This window comes from Cytophaga hutchinsonii ATCC 33406 (assembly GCF_000014145.1).
GTDB classification, from domain to species: domain Bacteria; phylum Bacteroidota; class Bacteroidia; order Cytophagales; family Cytophagaceae; genus Cytophaga; species Cytophaga hutchinsonii.
In genome coordinates, this window is the sequence record NC_008255.1 from 1638808 (window position 1) to 1656802 (window position 17995).

The 17995-nt window shown below is 37.6% G+C and carries 17 protein-coding genes; 5 read left to right on the top strand and 12 right to left on the bottom strand.

The annotated features are described in order from the left end of the window. Positions 1–38 precede the first annotated feature (38 nt). Together gyrB and ppk1 are read left to right on the top strand one after the other, a co-directional pair. Positions 39–1997 (top strand): DNA topoisomerase (ATP-hydrolyzing) subunit B, encoded by a 1959-nt coding sequence (gene gyrB / locus CHU_RS06880; RefSeq protein WP_011584799.1) that lies wholly within the window; start codon positions 39–41, stop codon positions 1995–1997. An 84-nt stretch (positions 1998–2081) separates the two neighbouring features. Further along, a complete protein-coding gene (gene ppk1 / locus CHU_RS06885) occupies positions 2082–4211 on the top strand; it encodes a polyphosphate kinase 1 (RefSeq protein WP_011584800.1) in 2130 nt (709 codons plus the stop codon). Between the two features lie 75 nt (positions 4212–4286). Here ppk1 and CHU_RS06890 read toward each other — a convergent pair whose 3' ends face one another. Further along, complete coding sequence (locus tag CHU_RS06890; protein ID WP_011584801.1) at positions 4287–6986, bottom strand: cation-translocating P-type ATPase; 2700 nt, start codon at positions 6984–6986, stop codon at positions 4287–4289. Between the two features lie 199 nt (positions 6987–7185). Here CHU_RS06890 and CHU_RS06895 point away from each other — a divergent pair, with 199 nt between their 5' ends. From CHU_RS06895 to CHU_RS06905, 3 genes are all read left to right on the top strand, one after another. Beyond that, entirely contained in the window at positions 7186–7854 is a 669-nt protein-coding gene (locus CHU_RS06895) for a murein L,D-transpeptidase catalytic domain family protein (RefSeq protein ID WP_011584802.1), read from the top strand. Between the two features lie 22 nt (positions 7855–7876). Beyond that, positions 7877–9583: a L,D-transpeptidase family protein gene (locus CHU_RS06900; protein WP_011584803.1), complete on the top strand. Its 1707-nt coding sequence runs from the start codon at positions 7877–7879 to the stop codon at positions 9581–9583. 80 nt (positions 9584–9663) lie between these two features. Continuing rightward, a complete protein-coding gene (locus CHU_RS06905; protein WP_011584804.1) occupies positions 9664–11340 on the top strand; it encodes a L,D-transpeptidase family protein in 1677 nt (558 codons plus the stop codon). 330 nt (positions 11341–11670) lie between these two features. On the opposite strand, the gene CHU_RS06910 is transcribed toward CHU_RS06905, so the two are convergent. The 11 genes from CHU_RS06910 to CHU_RS06960 all read right to left on the bottom strand — a co-directional run bounded on the left by CHU_RS06910 (position 11671) and on the right by CHU_RS06960 (position 17917). Continuing rightward, positions 11671–12084 carry a VOC family protein gene (locus tag CHU_RS06910; protein WP_011584806.1) on the bottom strand — a complete coding sequence of 138 codons (414 nt, stop codon included), beginning with the start codon at positions 12082–12084 and terminating at the stop codon, positions 11671–11673. 126 nt (positions 12085–12210) lie between these two features. Next, complete coding sequence (locus CHU_RS06915; protein ID WP_011584807.1) at positions 12211–12927, bottom strand: hypothetical protein; 717 nt, start codon at positions 12925–12927, stop codon at positions 12211–12213. Next, positions 12914–13504 carry a hypothetical protein gene (locus CHU_RS06920; protein ID WP_011584808.1) on the bottom strand — a complete coding sequence of 197 codons (591 nt, stop codon included), beginning with the start codon at positions 13502–13504 and terminating at the stop codon, positions 12914–12916. Before CHU_RS06920 ends, CHU_RS06915 begins: the two co-directional genes overlap by 14 nt. A 40-nt stretch (positions 13505–13544) precedes the next feature. Beyond that, positions 13545–13709 (bottom strand): hypothetical protein, encoded by a 165-nt coding sequence (locus tag CHU_RS19655; protein WP_011584809.1) that lies wholly within the window; start codon positions 13707–13709, stop codon positions 13545–13547. A gap of 207 nt (positions 13710–13916) precedes the next feature. After that, positions 13917–14141: an SRPBCC family protein gene (locus CHU_RS06930; RefSeq protein WP_011584810.1), complete on the bottom strand. Its 225-nt coding sequence runs from the start codon at positions 14139–14141 to the stop codon at positions 13917–13919. 54 nt (positions 14142–14195) lie between these two features. Then, positions 14196–14990 carry an SDR family NAD(P)-dependent oxidoreductase gene (locus CHU_RS06935; protein ID WP_011584811.1) on the bottom strand — a complete coding sequence of 265 codons (795 nt, stop codon included), beginning with the start codon at positions 14988–14990 and terminating at the stop codon, positions 14196–14198. A 70-nt stretch (positions 14991–15060) separates the two neighbouring features. Beyond that, on the bottom strand, positions 15061–15489 hold the full coding sequence (locus CHU_RS06940; protein ID WP_011584812.1) for an iron chaperone: 429 nt from the start codon (positions 15487–15489) through the stop codon (positions 15061–15063). Between the two features lie 36 nt (positions 15490–15525). After that, positions 15526–15978, bottom strand: coding sequence for a DUF1569 domain-containing protein (locus CHU_RS06945; RefSeq protein WP_011584813.1), 453 nt, complete (start codon positions 15976–15978; stop codon positions 15526–15528). 77 nt (positions 15979–16055) lie between these two features. Continuing rightward, entirely contained in the window at positions 16056–16424 is a 369-nt protein-coding gene (locus CHU_RS06950; protein ID WP_011584814.1) for a nuclear transport factor 2 family protein, read from the bottom strand. 1 nt (position 16425) lies between these two features. Beyond that, positions 16426–17340, bottom strand: a complete 915-nt coding sequence (locus tag CHU_RS06955) for a TolB family protein (RefSeq protein ID WP_041932246.1) — start codon at positions 17338–17340, stop codon at positions 16426–16428. Positions 17341–17563: 223 nt separating this feature from the next. Then, entirely contained in the window at positions 17564–17917 is a 354-nt protein-coding gene (locus tag CHU_RS06960) for a hypothetical protein (RefSeq protein WP_011584816.1), read from the bottom strand. Between the last annotated feature and the right edge of the window lie 78 nt (positions 17918–17995).

Below are 17995 nucleotides of genomic sequence, written 5' to 3' on the forward strand. Positions count from 1 at the left end.
AAAAAAATGTATTTTTACATTATAGCTACCTAAAGAAAATGAGCGAAATTACTGAACAGAATGCAGCTGGCTATTCAGCGGATAGTATCCAGGTTTTAGAAGGTCTAGAAGCCGTACGTAAACGACCAGCCATGTATATTGGCGATATCGGCATCAAAGGTTTACACCATTTGGTTTGGGAAGTTGTCGATAACTCTATTGATGAAGCGCTCGCGGGTCATTGCACCGATATTACGGTAGAAATAAATGAAAATAATTCCATCACGGTAACAGACAACGGTCGTGGTATTCCTACAGGTGTGATTGCTAAATATGGCAAATCGGCACTTGAAGTTGTATTAACCGTATTACACGCCGGGGGTAAATTTGATAAAGATTCCTATAAAGTTTCAGGTGGTTTGCACGGTGTAGGGGTTTCCTGCGTAAATGCACTTTCAACAGATATGAAAGTTACCGTTTACAGCCATGGCAAAGTACATCAGCAGGAATATAAAAAAGGGATTCCACAATATGATGTAAAAGAAATAGGCGAATCAGACCTACATGGAACAAAAGTTCAGTTCTTACCGGATGATACTATTTTTACAAGTTCAGAATATAAATACGAAACCATTGCCAACCGTTTAAGAGAATTGTCTTTTCTGAACAAAGGTATTCGTATCACGCTCCAGGATCACCGTCAGGTAGATGCGGAAGGGAAATCTGAAATCGAAATGTTTCATTCAGAAGGCGGTTTACGTGAATTTGTAGATTATCTGGATTCAACAAGAGAAAAACTTATTCCGACACCTTTATACATGGAAAGCGACAAAGGGCCTATTCCTGTTGAAGTTGCCATGTTGTATAATACATCGTATTCAGAAAACGTATTTTCTTACGTAAACAATATCAATACCATTGAAGGCGGGACGCACGTTGCCGGTTTCAGAAGAGCCTTAACGCGTACGTTGAAATCCTATGCCGACAAATCGGGCATGCTGGAAAAACTGAAGATGGAAGTTACCGGTGACGACTTTAGAGAAGGTCTTACTGCCGTAATTTCTGTGAAAGTGCAGGAGCCTCAATTTGAAGGTCAGACAAAAACAAAATTAGGAAACTCAGATGTAATGGGCGCCGTTGACCAGGTGGTTGGCGAAATGCTTAATACCTATCTGGAAGAGAATCCGAAGGAAGCGAAGATCATTGTTCAAAAAGTGATTTTAGCTGCACAGGCCAGAAATGCAGCGCGTAAGGCGCGTGAAATGGTACAGCGTAAAAACGTTTTATCAGGTTCAGGCCTTCCGGGTAAACTGGCGGATTGTTCTGAAAGTGATCCGGAAAAATGTGAATTATATCTGGTGGAAGGGGATTCTGCCGGTGGATCAGCAAAACAAGGCAGAGACCGTAAATACCATGCAATTTTACCCTTAAGAGGTAAGATTCTGAACGTTGAAAAAGCACAGGAACACAGGATCTACGAAAACGACGAGATCAAGAACATGATTACCGCGCTTGGTGTATCATTTGGTACAGAAGAAGGTGAAAAAGTGTTGAACCTGACCAAACTTCGTTACCATAAAGTGATCATCATGACGGATGCGGATATCGATGGTTCGCACATCCGTACCCTGATCCTGACATTCTTCTTCCGTTATATGCGCGCTCTTATTGACGGCGGACACGTATACATTGCTCAGCCACCGCTTTACCTGGTTAAAAGAGGTAAAGAGGAAAAATATTGCTGGACCGAAGAACAACGTGAAGCTGCTGTAAAAGAACTTGCCAAAGATGGGAAAGAAGATTCGGTTGGTATACAACGATACAAAGGTTTGGGTGAGATGAACCCGGAACAGCTTTGGTCTACAACTATGGATCCGGAGAAAAGAAGCCTTAAGCAGGTAAGTGTTGAATCTGCTGCTGAAGCGGATCACTTATTCTCTATGTTAATGGGAGATGAAGTCGCTCCAAGAAGAGACTTTATCGAGAAGAATGCCCGTTATGCTAAAATTGATATTTAAGAATAAATAATATTATAAAAATAATGTGAAAGGGGTTGAATAAACCCCTTTTTTCGTTTTATTTAGCAGTGTAATTCTACATGTATGGTTATTAAAGATTCTATAAATGCCAAAGGGACACAAGTCTCTACTAATTATATAAGTCGCGATTTAAGTTGGATAAAATTTAATTACCGGGTTTTAGATCAAAGTAAAAATGAACAACGGAATATTTTTGATCGCCTGAAATTTCTGGCGATTACGTCATCAAACTTAGATGAGTTTTTTCAGATCCGTGTCGGAAGTTTGTATAACTATTTAGATTACGATAGAGAACGCATTGACTATTCAGGTTTGCGTGAAATAGCATTTAAAAAAGTATTGTTTCAGGAATTACAGGATTTCTGTAAAGATCAGCTTGCTGTTTTTACAGATCAATTGAAACCTGAATTCGAAAAGAATGATTTTACAATTGTTTCAAAAGAAGATGAATTGTCAAAAGAAGAAAATGAAACGGTAAAAACGTATTTCAAAAAGACAATTTTCCCCATGCTTACCCCGATGACGTATGATAACCATCATTCGTTTCCGATCATGATGAATAAATTGCTGGTGTTTGGTGTCGTAACCATCAACCGCAACATTATTGGTGAGCAAAGACGATTAACGCTGATCCAGCTTCCGACCAACATTCCGCGGTTTTTTGAAATTGAACGCGACGATAAGATTCTGTTCATACCGATTCAGGAAATTGTTCGCTGGAACATTTTTAAATTGTTCAGAAACGTAGAGATCTTATCCGTAAATCTTTTCCGTATTACACGAAACGGAGATTTTTCTGTTGAAGAAAGTGATGATATTGATGAAGCATTTATTGATGAAATAAAAAAGAAAATCAAGACACGGAAAACAGCACGTGTTGTCCGTATAGAAGTAGAAGAGCATTATTCATCCTGGATGATGAAGATTTTACTTGGCCGTTATCACATTGATGAAAGCAATATTTTTATAACGCCAACACTAATGGATTTTACCTGTCTGTGGCAAATTGTAAATCATCCGGAATTTAAAAACTATCAGAATAAATTGTCTCCGCCTGTACAGCCTTTAGCACTTGCGGTTCCCACAGGCGATGAATCATTTAATCTGTTAAAATATCTGCAGAAGAACGATGTTTTATTGCATCACCCGTTCAATGATTTTAAATACGTATTGGAATTGCTGGAGCAAGCTGCAGAAGATTCCGGTGTATTGGCGATTAAAATTACCATTTACCGTTTAGCGAAACATTCGCGTATTACGAATGCCTTGTTAAAAGCGGCAGAAAACGGCAAGCACGTTTCTGTATTGTTTGAAGTAACGGCACGTTTTGATGAAGAGAATAATATTAAAGAAGCACAGCGTTTACAAAAGGCTGGCTGTTTTGTAATTTATGGTTTCAATAAATACAAAACACATACAAAACTGATGCTGATTGTTCGTAAAAATTCCAACGAATCAATTACACGTTATGTACATATGTCGAGCGGTAATTACAACGAAGATACGGCACGTTTATATACCGATATCAGTTTGTTAAGTACAAACGAAGTGTATGCCCAGGATATCAGTGAATTCTTCAATGTAATTACAGGCCACTCAGAGCCGGGTGATTATCAAAATATTATTACGGCGCCGGGAGATATGCGCCGTAAATTAATTGAACTGATTGATCACGAAGCAGAAAATGCACGCAATGGTAAATCAAGCGGGATCGTAATTAAAATCAACTCCCTGCAGGATAAAGATGCCATTGATGCGTTGTATGTAGCGTCACAGGCGGGTGTGCCGATCAAATTGATCGTTCGTGGTATGTGCTGTCTGCGCCCTGGTAAAGAAGGCTTAAGTGAAAATATCTCCGTACGTTCAATTGTTGGAGATTTGCTTGAACATAATCGTCTGTATTATTTCCATAACGAAGGCGATCCGAAAGTATACGGCGGCAGCGCGGATATGATGGTACGAAGCTTTGACAGACGTATTGAATCGCTGTTTTTAATAGAAGATAAATTGTCTAAACAGATTGCACTGGAAATATTGAATCTGAATTTACTGGACAATGTAAACTCATATACCTTAACATCAGATGATGTATATGTAAAGAATATTCCTACACAAGGTGAACCGATTGTGAACGTACACAAAGATTTTTATTATCTGGATAAAAAGAAAGTACTTAAAGTGAAATTGTTCTAAGAATTATTTAATTTCTATATAAAAAAAGAGCGTTCTGCTGATCAGCAAGACGCTCTTTTTTATAGAAACCGCAAATTATTTTTTGCTTTTAGTGATTTTGTAGAATAGTTTATATGTTTGAACTACTACCACCGGAATGAAACTACATGCGATTGAAACGACTACAGCTTCTGCTGGTAACAGTTCAAGACCCAGTATAAGGCGTGTATACGGGATTGCATATACCGTGATCATAATACCTGCACATAATAAAATTGCCAGCCACACAAATATATTTTTTGTTATATCGTTCAGGAACATTTTTGAACTGAAGGACGACATGTTTAATACATGGAAAAGTTGTGAAAAGGCTAATGTAAGGAATGCAGCATTGTTAGCAATTTTATGGTCTGATTCAATAATGTGATTGCAATATAACACAGAAATGATAACCGATACAGAAATAAGTAAGGAGTACAATGCAATTCTTATCCAGTCTTTATTGGTAAGTATATTTTCTTTTGCATCCCGCGGTTGTTTTTCCATTACTTTCTCATCGCCTTTGCCTACGCCTAATGCAAGGGCAGGAAACACATCGGTTACCATGTTCAGGAATAAAATCTGTAGCGGTAACAAGGTAGAGAGCGGTGTAATAAAACCAAGTATGGTTACAATAAAGATCTCGCTTAAATTGCAGGAGAATAAATACACAATAAATTTTTTAATGTTGTCAAAAATTTCTCTGCCATGTGCTACTGCTTCAGCTATCGATGTAAAGGAATCATCCTTCAATACAATGCCTGCTGTTTCTTTTGCAACCTGTGTGCCGCGCAGTCCCATAGCAATACCAATGTCTGCTTTTTTCAGCGCCGGCGCATCGTTTATGCCATCACCGGTCATGGCAACAATATTTCCGGCTTTTTGAAAGGCTTCAACAATCTCCAGCTTTTGTTTTGGTGTAGTACGTGCAAAAACAGAAGTCGCAAGAATTTTCTCTCTCCATTCATCTGTTACCGCTTCTGCCTCCGGCAGATCCTGGCCGATAATTACATGCTGTTCATTTTCATCTACCAGTCCGATTTTTTTTGCAATATTTAAGGCTGTCATCGGGTGGTCACCAGTGATCATAACAATGCGTATGCCCGCATTTCTGCAACGCAAAATAGCATCTTTAATGTCCATACGCGGCGGGTCCAGAAACCCGATCATACCTACGTGGATGAGTTCCGATAAATAATTGTCTGTATTGATATCCTGACCTTCCCGATAAGCAAACGCTATAACACGCAGTCCGTCTGCCGCCATTTTTTCAGATTCATCCAGAATGCCTTTTTTCTGTTCATCATTCAGATCTTTAATTTCGCTGCCATATTGAATTTTGCTGCAGTTGTTTAACAGATGTTCTACCGAACCTTTAGCAGCTACAAATTTCCCGTTTGGAGAATTATGCAGCGTTCCCATAATCTTGATATCAGAATTAAAAGGCACTTCGCCAATACGTTCAAATTGCCCTTGTAAGTCTTTTGCAGATGTTCCTGAAACATTTGCCAGCAAAATCAGTGCAATGTCAATCGGGTCGCCCGCAGCAGGTTTCTGATCGTCTTTCTGTTCCTGCTGCTCAAGGGGAGCATTGTTACACAACGCACCCACCAGGCGCATTTTTTCAAAATTCTCTTTGCTCTTTTCTATCTGTTTATCCGGGTAGTTTACGGTGTTATTGTTAATCTTTACCGCTATTTTTTCTTCCGGGAAAGAAAAGGTTTCTACATAAATTTTATTTTCAGTAAGTGTGCCTGTTTTATCTGTCAGAATCACGCGTGTACCGCCAAGCGTTTCCACGGCAGAAAGTTTTTTTACGATTGCATTCCTCTTAGCCATAAGGAGCATGCCATGCGAAAGCGCAATGGTGGCAACAATCGGAAGTCCTTCCGGGAAAGCTGCCACCGCAAGGGCTATAGAGCTTTCGAAAATCAACACCCATTCTTTGCCCTGTATCACACCTGTTGCAGCAAATATAGCAGTCATTGTCAGTGTGATCCAGATCAGTTTTTTACTTAGTACATTTATTTTTTGATCTAAGGGTGTTTGTTTATCTTCCGACTTTTCTACCAGAGACGTAATAGTACCGAGCTGTGTATGTTCGGCTATACCAGTAATAAGTGCTTTGCCGTTTCCATTCACAACCGATGTACCTTTGAAAACCATATTGTGTTGATCTCCCAACGCAGTATTGGCTTGTAATTCCTCGGTCTTTTTTTCCGCAGGTAACGATTCACCGGTCAGAGAAGATTCATCACATTTGAGCTGGTTCGCTTCAATGATACGTCCGTCGCCCGGAACAACATCACCGGCTTCCAGCAATACAATATCTCCGGGTGTAATATTTTCAGAAGGGATCTCTTGTTTCTTTCCATCGCGGATCACATTTGTTTTGATCACGTCCATTTCTTTCAACGCATTCATTGAACTGCGTGCCTGAAGCTCCATTAAAAAACCGATGATGGCATTAACCACAATTACGACAAGGATTGCAGCAGTTTCAATAACATCTTTAAAGTATAAAGAAACAGCTGCCGCAGCAAGAAGCAGATAAACGATCGGACTTTTAAACTGTAATAACAGCATCAGCCAGATACTTTTTTGTTTCTGAACCTGATAAATATTCTGTCCGAATTCTTTTATTCTGTTTTCTGCTTCACTGGTTGTTAAACCAGACTGGGTATTTGTTTGAAAGTCATTAATAAGTGTATCTGCCGATACGGAAAACGGATTTTCGAAGGGGTATTTAATGCTCATAGCTGAAGGATTGAACAGGTTTATGTGTATAAAATAGTGCTGAAATAAGTAATCATATTAAATTTAAATTCTATAATAACTGTTACAGAAAAATCGTTTTTATTATCAAATTAACAATGTTAAAATAAAACATATTTTTAGTATTCAGGGAATTATCTGAATTGGATTGCTGTTATATATAATCTAAACCAGCTAATACATGAAAACATACCAGAAAGTATTAATTATAGCATTAGTAGCAATTTTATTGCCGTTTAGTAAGTCTGAAGCCCTTGTGCAGGGTGCAAAAGACGGAGAAATACCTCAATTAAAGAAAATTGCAGGTTTGAATCCTTCTGTTTATGCATATGCACTAAAAGGCTTTAACTCCATTCAGGATTCTTTGCATAAGAAATTCAGATATCTTGCTGTGGTAGATTTCTCTAAGCCTTCAACAGAAAGAAGATTTTATCTGATTGATCTGACAGATACTTCTTTAGTGTGTACAGACTATGTATGCCATGGAAAACATACAGGCGAAAATTTCGCAACGAGTTTTTCAAATGAAATAGAGTCAAATAAATCAAGTCTTGGTTTTTATATGTTATCAGAAACATATACAGGCCAGCATGGCTTGTCTATCCGCATGGATGGCCTTGACAAAGGTTTTAATGATAATGCACGTAAACGCGCTATCGTAATGCACACCGCGGATTATGCAGACGAAAAGTTATGTAAATCACAGGGAAGACTGGGACGTAGCCTGGGCTGTCCGGCTTTACCGGTATCGACCTTTACAACGATCGCTCCGCAGGTTGCAAACAATGCCTTGATTTTTCACTACTATCCCGATAACAATTATTTAAACACTTCAGTTTGGTTGCATTGACTAAGTTTATTATCTTAGGTATATGCTTAAAAATTTAGTTATATTACTCCTAGTGGGAGGCGTTTCAGTTGCCTGCTCAAAAAAATCAACACCTGCCAAGACTACAGCTAAAGTACCTGATAAGGGAGCCGTTAAGGTTCCCGATATTATAAAAGATCCTGTTTCTGTTTTCACGAAAGATGGATTCGAATCCAACAAAGATTTCATTATACAGAAAATTCAAAAAGCAGATACGACTGGTAACGGCATTGTTGCCCGGACTTCTATTTATAATTACACCAGTCCTGTTTTTAAATTATATAAAAAAAATGCCTACCAACCTTTCTGGACAAACCAGAGCAGAGTGGAAGAAGCTATTAATGTATTAAAAGCAAGCCAATATGAAGGTTTGAATCCGCAGGATTATAATTATAAGGTAATAGAATCCACATACAATACGTATAAGGAAGACAATAAAATAGATGAGGAAGAAGCCCTCGATATCGAATTGATGCTGACAGCATCTATGTATAAATATACAAATCATTTATATTTTGGTAAACTTGATCCCGTAGCCATTTACCCGGAATGGAACTACCAGCGCCCATCAAAAGATCTCATTACCGATTCTTTACTTGTTATTTACTTCAACAAAAATATTGATCAGATTCCTGTACGCTTCCGGCCGCAAATTGCTTTTTATGCATCGCTTCAAACGGCATTAATAAATGCGGACTCGCTGGAAGCAAACGGTTTTACAAGCAAAGAAATTCCGTATATCGGTAAAAAATTAGTAAAGGGCGATACCTCTTTTGTTATATTGGAAGTGAAAAAGCGCTTACAGGCAACAACCGAATATAGTTTTAATGAGCTTAATAATGTTTTTGATGAACAGCTGTTTCAATCAGTAAAGATTTTTCAGGAACACGTAGGATTGCATGGTACGGGTGTTATTGACAAAACAACATTGGCTAAATTAAACTATACGCCTGCACAGATCCGTAATACGATACGTGCTAATATGGAGCGCTGCCGGTGGTTTTCAAATGAGCTACCGAATGAGTATATTTTAGTTAACATTCCGGATTATACCTTGTCACATTTTAAAAATGGAAAAGTAATTTATAATGAAACGGTTATTGTTGGAAAGCAACTCAATCAGACGCCTGTTTTTCAGGCAACAATTTCAAATGTAGAATTTAATCCTTACTGGACAGTGCCCAGATCAATTGCTGTTAAAGAAATTCTTCCATCCTTAAAAAAAGATCCACAATATTTAGAAAAACATAACATGTTTTTAATGGAAGGAGATAAAGAAATTGCATCTCCGCCTTCTTTTGCCGGGTATTCAGACAGCTATTTTCCGTTTACAATAAAAGAAAAACCCGGTCCTAAAAACTCATTGGGTCAGGTAAAGTTTTCATTCCCCAACCCGTATTCTATTTACATGCACGATACGCCTGCAAAATATCTGTTTGATAATGATGTGCGCTCATACAGTCATGGCTGCATCCGTCTGCATAATCCCTTAAAGTTTGCAGATCATTTATTGTCGCAGCAGGGAGTAACAGAGAAACGCATTGATGAAATTGTTCAATCGGAAAAAAATTATGTTATGGCGCTGGAAACAAAAATGCCGATCATGATCAGTTATTTTACCTGCTATACAAAAAAAGGAGATAACCGCCTGTATTTTTTTTATGATGTATATGACAGTGATAAGAAAATTATTGAAGGTCTGAAAAAATAATGCTTTCGTTGATTTGTTAAAAAATCTGTTAAAATGCTATATTGTTGTGTGAATATACATCACCTATGATATAGCATTTTATGAAATATTCTAACCGCATTTTTTTTAGTGTCATTTTTTTACTGATTATCAGTACATCCTGTTCTAAGAGCGGGAGAGATGAAATAAAAACAGCTACACCCATCCAGATACCGCCAGATGTATTTGATTCTGTACGTGCGCAGGTTCAGGATAAATTTTTACATGTTTTTTCCGGAGACGATTTATTTCTGTTTCGTGGAGATACACTAACCAGGACAGATTCCCTGGCAGATTTATATGCACGCAATAACTATACACCATTTTGGTTATATAAAGAACGCATAGAAGACGTGTTGCATATTTTTAAAAATTCTACTTCAGATGGATTAAATCCGGAAGATTATGAATATACAGCATTGCAAAGACAATATGCCGATTGTCTGAAAGATCCTATTACAGTAACGGAAGCGATGAGCCTTGAAATAGTTATTTCCCGTTCAGTATTGTTATATGTAAAACATCTCTATAATGGTAAGGTAGATCCGGTAAGTGTTTTTCCGGAATGGAATTACCAGCGTTCGGCTTCAGAGATTATTTCTGACTCCATGCTTGTCCGTTATTTTACCGGTAATCTGGATTCATTGCCAGCTATTTTACGGCCGCATTATGATATCTATGAATCACTAAGAAGAACACTCAGGCTTGTTGATAGTCTGGGTTCTCAGGCTATCTATAATCAGAAGCTTCCATACCTTGACCGCACGCTTACCCTGGGGGATACCTGTTATATTATTTCATCTGTAAAAAGACGGTTACAATCTACTTCTGAATACAATTTTGATTCACTGAATAATACCTTTGATGAACAGCTGCAGGAATCTATCCGGATTTTTCAGACCCATGTAGGACTGCACGCTTCCGGGAAAATCGATAAGAAAACAATCGACAAACTGAATTTTACTGCTGCAGAAGTAAGGGGCGCGATCCTCGTAAACATGGAACGTTTCAGATGGCTGCCAAATGATCTTCCCAAAGAATTTATTCTGGTGAATATTGCCGATTATACGCTTCGTCATTTTATAGATAAGAATGTAGTATATACGGAATCGGTTATTGTAGGAAGAGAATATACCTCAACACCTGTGTTTGAAGCGATGATGACATACATCGAATTCAATCCGTACTGGACAGTGCCACGCTCCATTGCTGTAAAAGAAATTCTGCCTTCTCTAAAAAGAAATCCGAATTATCTGCAGTCACATAATATGGATCTGTTCAGAGGGAATGCACAAGTAGCCATACCAAGTTCATTCAGTAATTATACCGCCGGTAATTTTCCATTTACCATAAAAGAAAATCCCGGACCTAAAAATTCACTTGGCCAGGTAAAGCTGATGTTTCCGAATCCATATTCTATCTACCTGCATGATACGCCTGGTAAGTATTTATTTGAGCAGGAAGAGCGCTCTTTCAGCCATGGGTGTATCCGGTTAAAGGATCCGCTGAAATTTGCGCTGCACATTCTTTCAAAGCAGGGTGTTACACAAGCTGATATTGATAAGATAATCCGTAATAAAAAGAATTATGTGATTCCGTTAAAAGAAAAAATACCGGTCATGCTTACCTATTTTACCTGTTATTCGAAACGGGGAGACATACATTTATATTTCTTTAAAGATATTTACGGCAAGGATAAAAAAATCCTGGAAGCATTACAAAATAGTACTTCAAAATAAAATTGCATGGCATTCACTAATCGTTTCGTCTTTAGGATTTGAAAGACAAGCCCGCCTTTTTTAAGGCATCTATAAGTTTAGGTAATGAGGCAGGTCCCATGCCATGCAGCGATAGAATTTCTTCCTGTGTATGTGCTGCCAATTGCTTTTCTGTTTTTACTCCGATTGATTCTAATGCTCTTCTGGCAGGAGCGCCTAATGTTGATAGAAATACTTCACTTGGTTATTTCGCCGCTTCGCAAACCGGACAAGCAGGGCACTCAGTACTTTTATAATACTGATGTCCGTTTTTACATGTCCGTAGTAGTTTCTTTTGCTGCACGTTAATAATTATTTATTCATTTTACTGAAATTCATGTACAGTACATTCCATCTGTGTCCATCCAGATCAGAGAATGCACAACCATACATCCATCCTTCAAATTCTGCAGGCCTTGAAAATACTATACCTCCGGCTTTTTCAACTTTTACAGCGATATCACGAACTTCCTGTTCGCTTTCCGCATCAAATGAAAATAATACTTCCGAAGATATTTTCGTATCGGTTAAATCATGCTGCACGATTTGTTTGAATAAATTTTCTTCAAACAACATTAATATAATGTTTTTGTTTCCGATTTTTATAGCCGCAGATTTTTCAGTGTTGCCCTGACCTTCATTCAATGAAAAACCAATAGCGGTAAAAAAATCACGTGATTTAATAACGTTTTTAACCGGAAGGTTGATCCATAAATCCTTTGTCATACGTATTATAGTTGGTTTGTATTGTAAGATAAAATTTTATCTTCAAAGGTAATAGAATACAAGTGATTTAATATTAGCAAAAACGACAATATAGGCGGGTATATACGACAAGTGATTTTTCTGTTGTTAATGCAGCCAGGAATCAACTTTTTGAGATGTCCACTTGTTATTTTTAAATTGATACAACAATACATCTCCGCTTCCGCAAAGTCCTGGACATAATGATTGGATGCATATAAATGCTTTCTTTTTATCTTTTGAAAAATAAGGCAAAGAGAAAGTGTACCAGTTATTTTTATTAGTAAGACTAAAACCTGTTTTCTGATTGTTCCATTTTAAATTATGCAGTCTGCTTTTTTCAGCCATCATGTATGTTATATCACTTTTTTTTAGACACGCATGATTTGGAAGTAATGTTAAGGTATTCAAAATTAACTGAGCTGATATGTTAACGGATACGGATGAATCTGTATTGTAAATTAGTTTAGTGGAATCAACACCGGATGGGTTCTGATCATACGGGTTTGTTTGAGGTGGAGTTATAATAAACCTTGATAGATATACTTCATCACTTTCAACATATAAACAATTTTTAACTTCTTGAGATAGGCCATAACTGTATTGTAGTTTTTGATCTGCTAGTACCATTTTTAAGAAATCATACAGATATTGATTTGTGTCGGGTAAGGTACTGATTGTATGTATGGCGCTTGAATCAGGTTGTTGTTCTGTAACGGAAGATTTTGTTTTTCTACACATCCATAAAAGAATGCATTGATATAAAAAATAATCAGAATATTTTTTTTCATATAAAACACAATAATAAAAATTATCGAATGCCATTGATTAACCAGGTATTGTTTATCTTTTTCATATAAACAAGTAAAGAACTGTAATACGAATACGTTTTGTCTTTGGAAATATAACTACCCAACATTATTGTTACTACGGCATTTTCCTGGGTAATAAACCGGATAGATTTTACTGCCGTTACATCCGGTGCTTCCTGTGTATGGAGCCACTTGTAGACATTTTCAAAGTCGCAGTTTATTGCCTCAAACTGATCTAAGTCTGTATATGCAATAAAATCCTGATACTTAATTTTGGACAGGTTAGAAATACATGGCTGATACGCGTTTTTTTCCACATTAAGCAAAGAGTCAGAAAAATGATGTTGCTTAAGATTGCTGATATAACCTGAAAAATCTAAGGTGGTAGTTCCGTTTGGCGCTTGAATAAATGCTGGCTTATACGCAGAAAATGAACGCCCTTTTATTGAATTTAAATACCAATCAAAGAACGATGTTGCAACGGAACATGTTTCGATTGAATCTTTTTGTGTATGGGTTTCTGCGTATGAATGTATTGAAAAAACTGTTGTAAGAATTGAAAAAATAATTGTTATGAATGTGTTTTTCATATGGGACAGTATGTAAATATATAGAACAATGGATAATACCTTATTTCTTTTTATTCAGTAACGTTTCCAGGTTTTTAAGTTTTGTTTTCCAGAATCCATCAAAATTACTGATCCATTCCTGCAGATGAGTAAAACCGTCCTGATTCAGTATACAAACTCTTTCTCTGCCAATATCTTCAATACTGATAAAGCCTGCCGCATACAAGGCTTTTACATGCCTGGATACAGCGCAGGCCTGCTTATGTCAAATTTTTCTGCCAACGGTTAATGGATAAATTCTTTTCAGTAAGTAATTCAAGCATGTACCTTCTGTTCGGGTCAGCGATTACCTGAAAAATATCAGGTGTCTATTGGGTCATTGTATTGTTTGTCTAATAGTACATCAAGCCTTGCTTTGATTTTACCCCAGTCTTTATTCATGATCAGGTTGCACCTTTAAAACCTGACAATAGATCAAACCATCAAATCCGACTTTTACTTTAGGTTTTGTATTAAACATAAATGTATGTCCTGCAACCGGCTGAAAATCGCTTTCCATCAGCCATTGCGAAAGCAATTCCGGTTTGGTCAGATAATCCCATACCAGCTGTTGCGGATGGCCAAAATACCAGGTGTGCTTGATGTTGTTTTTTATCATTTGTACTTTTAAGTTATATAAATATAGGTAACTTAAAAGTTACATGAAATGATTTTATAGAATGGAACGGACTAAGCCCCCTTCTACACGTATGGAAGCACCATTTGTGGCTGAAGCAAGCGGACTTACGTAATAGGCAACTGTATCTGCGACTTCTTCAACAGATGCAAAACGCTGAAGAAGGGACGTAGGACGCATATTTTTAAAGAAATCTTTTTCAACTTCTTCAATACTGATATTGTTTGCTTTTGACAGATCTTCAATAAACGTACCTACACCTTTAGATTTGGTAGGGCCAGGTAAAATTGAATTTACAGTAACATTTGAGCCCTTGGTGAGTTCTGCTAACCCTCTGCTTACAGCAAGTTGTGCTGTTTTTGTCATGCCGTAATGTATCATTTCATCCGGAATAAATACAGCAGATTCGCTGGATATAAAAATGATTCTGCCCCAATTCTTTTTCAGCATGTTTGGAAAGAAATGTCTGGACAGGCGGATACCACTCATTACATTTACTTCAAAGAAGCGAAACCAGTCTTCATCCGGAATTTCTACGAATGCTTTGGGTTCAAAGATGCCGGCATTATTAATAAGTATATCTATGTCGGGGAGTGCTTGTATGAGTTTGTTTACCTCATCCACGTTTGAAAAGTCAGCAGCAATACCGGATATTTTTGCCTTTGGCACAGCTGATTTTAGTTCGCGGATGGCCTCATCAATATTGTGCTGTGTTCTTCCATTAATAATAACCTGAGCTCCTTCCATAAGAAGTCTTTTAGCAATTGCAAAGCCAATACCTGCGGTAGAGCCACTTACAAAAGCTACTTTATCTGACAGTTTTAAATCCATACTAATTCAATAAGAGATGATGTAAAATAAAGAATATGTTAATGTTTAGAAACAGCAGCTTTTTAAGCTGCTATAATTTCTTTTTTGAAGAAACTGTTTTCTTTTTCGGAGTGTTTTTTTTTGCTGCTTTTATCGCAGCGTTTGTTTTGTCTTCTTTTACCCTGAATAGTGTAATTTCTTTGATGAGTTTAACCGGTAGTGGTTTATCCAGCGGAAATTGTACAGCACCTTTAGACGTTTTATAATCTGCGCATTCATCGCTGAACAATTTGATTCCGGATGGAGTAGGGTAGAAGCCAATGTGATTTTTATATCCGGCAAAATAGACTAATACACTGTGCAGTTTAAATGCCGGCATTCCATAGCTGATTACTTCTTCCGCTTTTGGTGCAGCCTTTTTAATCGTTGTCCGCATTTGCTGAAGCAGCTTTTGAGTATGCTCCGGAAAAACTGAAATGTATGCGTCTATCGTTTCAGGTTTTTTTTCGTTTACCTTCATACTACCTGTTGGTTTAAAATTGTAAACAGAATTGAATTACGCACCAAATTGGTTGAGATGATGATCCAGGTGTTTGTAGAACATGTTGTTCCATTCTCCTTTTGTAAGCACACCAAATGAATGGGATTCTTTGTTATCAAAGTATGATTCGCCCAGCTGCTGTGTTTTTATAATATGGTCGATCAAACGTATTTTTTCTTTTTCAAAGTTCCGTTCATCTTTGATAAGAAATGCCGGAGAAGTCATTGCACCTTTTTTATATGGTTTTTCATTCACAACCAGATCTTTTGCAACCAGTTTGATAATGAATTTCATTAATACGTTTGGTTTTGGATGTTTGTCTTCATATACCAGTTCATAGGCAACATTACAATGCGCCAGCATTTGATTGATGCTCATTTTTCCCCATCCTGCCTTTGATTCCGGGCTTAGTGTGTTGATGCGTGCTATCACTTCGGTTGTAACTTCAGGGGTAAAGATGTTTTTCATATTAAAGGTTCGTTTTAAAATTACCTGTTAAAAAGGTATATGTATATATACTGTCTAAAATAAAAATATTTTTTCCCTTAACCAATAGCTGTACAGCTGCCGGCAATTACTTTCCAGTTTCCGTCAAATAGTTTCCATACTCTGAGATACCGGAATGTATTGTCGAGCGTATGTTCCATGTATTCGCCTTTTATTTCAATGTTCACAGAAACAACAACGGTATCGTGTATGATCCGGATGATATAATCACTCGGTACTACAGCGCGTAACGCGATTTTTCCGGAACTGTAAGCTGCGATATCTGTTTCTTTTGTAACGGTTTCTCCTGATGGAATAATGAAAAGCAGATCATCGTGCAGTAATACCTCTAATGATTCTACATCATTATTCTGAATGGCAGTTAATAATTTCTTTTCACAATCAAGGATAACATCTCTTTGGTTCATATCAGGGGAGGATTTTATAACTCACAAAAGCAAATCGTTTGCTGTCGGGCGACCACGACGGAACATTGATCGTACCTTGTCCGCCGAAAAGTTTAGCGATCACTCTTGGTTCGCCGCCTTGCATGGGCATTAAGCGTAACGTGACATTTTTATTGGCCGGGTGTCCTTCGACTTCGGGTTCATAGGATACAAACACAATGTATTTCCCATCCGGTGATGGGTGTGCGAACCAATCATTGTAATCATCAAATGTCACCTGTTCCTGTTCGGAACCATCCGGTTTCATTCTCCAGATTTTCATTTTTCCTGTACGAACGGAATTGAAATAAATATATGTTCCGTCCGCGGTATAATCCGGGCCATCATCCAGGCCTGCTGCATCTGTCAGTCGTTGTTCTGTACCGCCATTAGCAGGAATGGTATAGATATCGAATTCGCCGTTGCGTTCTGCACAATAAGCTAGTGTATTTCCATCCGGAGACCAGCCGTGCCAGTAGGAAGGCGCGTTCGGTGTGATCAGCTTCGGTTCACCGCCACCGATCGGCATGGTATAGATCATGGATTTACCGCTTTCTTTTTCGTGATGACTAACAACTAATTGTTTGTTGTCAGGAGAAATTCCGTGATCGTTATTACAATGTGTCGCAAAGCCCGTGTTTACTTTAACCGGCGTGCCGCCAGTAGTTGGAATACGGTATATTTCACCTTTCATGTTGAAAAGAAGAAAGCTATCGCTGCGCGACCAGTTCGGTGCTTCAACGTTTTCGTCTGCCTGATAAATGATTTGCCGTGTGCCTGAATCAAGCGAAAAGATTTCTAAGGTGCTTTGTACCCGAACTACTTCTTCTGGATTATCCGGCTGACAACTTAAAAAGAAACCGATGGAGAAAAATGAAAAAACAATGCGTGAATACATAAGTAATGTTAGAAGGTGATAGAACAAATATAAAAGATTTATTGAATGTTTATGAAACTGTGGATTACCATTTTGCCTGGTGCTCTAATAATACGGCTGAATTTCTCGTTTTATAAAGATCCGTTGTTTATTTGCGTTACAAAAAGTACAAACAACGTATCACCTTTAAATATGAGTGTTTCGGTGATTTTCCCATGATTACCCGCACCATTGGTGCGGGTAATCATATCTTTATATTGTCTTTTTGTTTGTAATATACACCACCATATCCTTTTATATCCGGATTGAACATATCAGCTGTTAATATAGTATCCATTCTGTTCAGTGTAAAATAATTAAAACATCCATTATTATAAAAGCGGTAAGAACCATAGTATGTATCAGCATGTTGATGATCATGTCTGGCAAGTATCTGAACAGATTTGCTATCATCATCGTATACCGCGTATTCTTCATACATAACAGAAGTATCCACTTGTTTTAATATTGATGTGTCAAACAGTGATTTGTTTGAATAAACACGTGGGTTAACAGCTACTTTAGAATAACCGTTTTGAAGTATTTCTGTTTCAGACACGGTGTTGCTGAAAGGAATAAAAGAAACAATATATTTTTCATAGCCACTCTAATTTAGGATTAAAAATAAAGCGGCCGT

Coding starts and splice junctions, on each gene's coding strand:
- gyrB (WP_011584799.1), top strand. CDS start 39: ATGAGCGAAATTACTGAACAGAATGCAGCTGGCTATTCAGCGGATAGT.
- ppk1 (WP_011584800.1), top strand. CDS start 2,082: ATGGTTATTAAAGATTCTATAAATGCCAAAGGGACACAAGTCTCTACT.
- CHU_RS06890 (WP_011584801.1), bottom strand. CDS start 6,986: ATGAGCATTAAATACCCCTTCGAAAATCCGTTTTCCGTATCGGCAGAT.
- CHU_RS06895 (WP_011584802.1), top strand. CDS start 7,186: ATGAAAACATACCAGAAAGTATTAATTATAGCATTAGTAGCAATTTTA.
- CHU_RS06900 (WP_011584803.1), top strand. CDS start 7,877: ATGCTTAAAAATTTAGTTATATTACTCCTAGTGGGAGGCGTTTCAGTT.
- CHU_RS06905 (WP_011584804.1), top strand. CDS start 9,664: ATGAAATATTCTAACCGCATTTTTTTTAGTGTCATTTTTTTACTGATT.
- CHU_RS06910 (WP_011584806.1), bottom strand. CDS start 12,084: ATGACAAAGGATTTATGGATCAACCTTCCGGTTAAAAACGTTATTAAA.
- CHU_RS06915 (WP_011584807.1), bottom strand. CDS start 12,927: ATGGCATTCGATAATTTTTATTATTGTGTTTTATATGAAAAAAAATAT.
- CHU_RS06920 (WP_011584808.1), bottom strand. CDS start 13,504: ATGAAAAACACATTCATAACAATTATTTTTTCAATTCTTACAACAGTT.
- CHU_RS06930 (WP_011584810.1), bottom strand. CDS start 14,141: ATGATAAAAAACAACATCAAGCACACCTGGTATTTTGGCCATCCGCAA.
- CHU_RS06935 (WP_011584811.1), bottom strand. CDS start 14,990: ATGGATTTAAAACTGTCAGATAAAGTAGCTTTTGTAAGTGGCTCTACC.
- CHU_RS06940 (WP_011584812.1), bottom strand. CDS start 15,489: ATGAAGGTAAACGAAAAAAAACCTGAAACGATAGACGCATACATTTCA.
- CHU_RS06945 (WP_011584813.1), bottom strand. CDS start 15,978: ATGAAAAACATCTTTACCCCTGAAGTTACAACCGAAGTGATAGCACGC.
- CHU_RS06950 (WP_011584814.1), bottom strand. CDS start 16,424: ATGAACCAAAGAGATGTTATCCTTGATTGTGAAAAGAAATTATTAACT.
- CHU_RS06955 (WP_041932246.1), bottom strand. CDS start 17,340: ATGTATTCACGCATTGTTTTTTCATTTTTCTCCATCGGTTTCTTTTTA.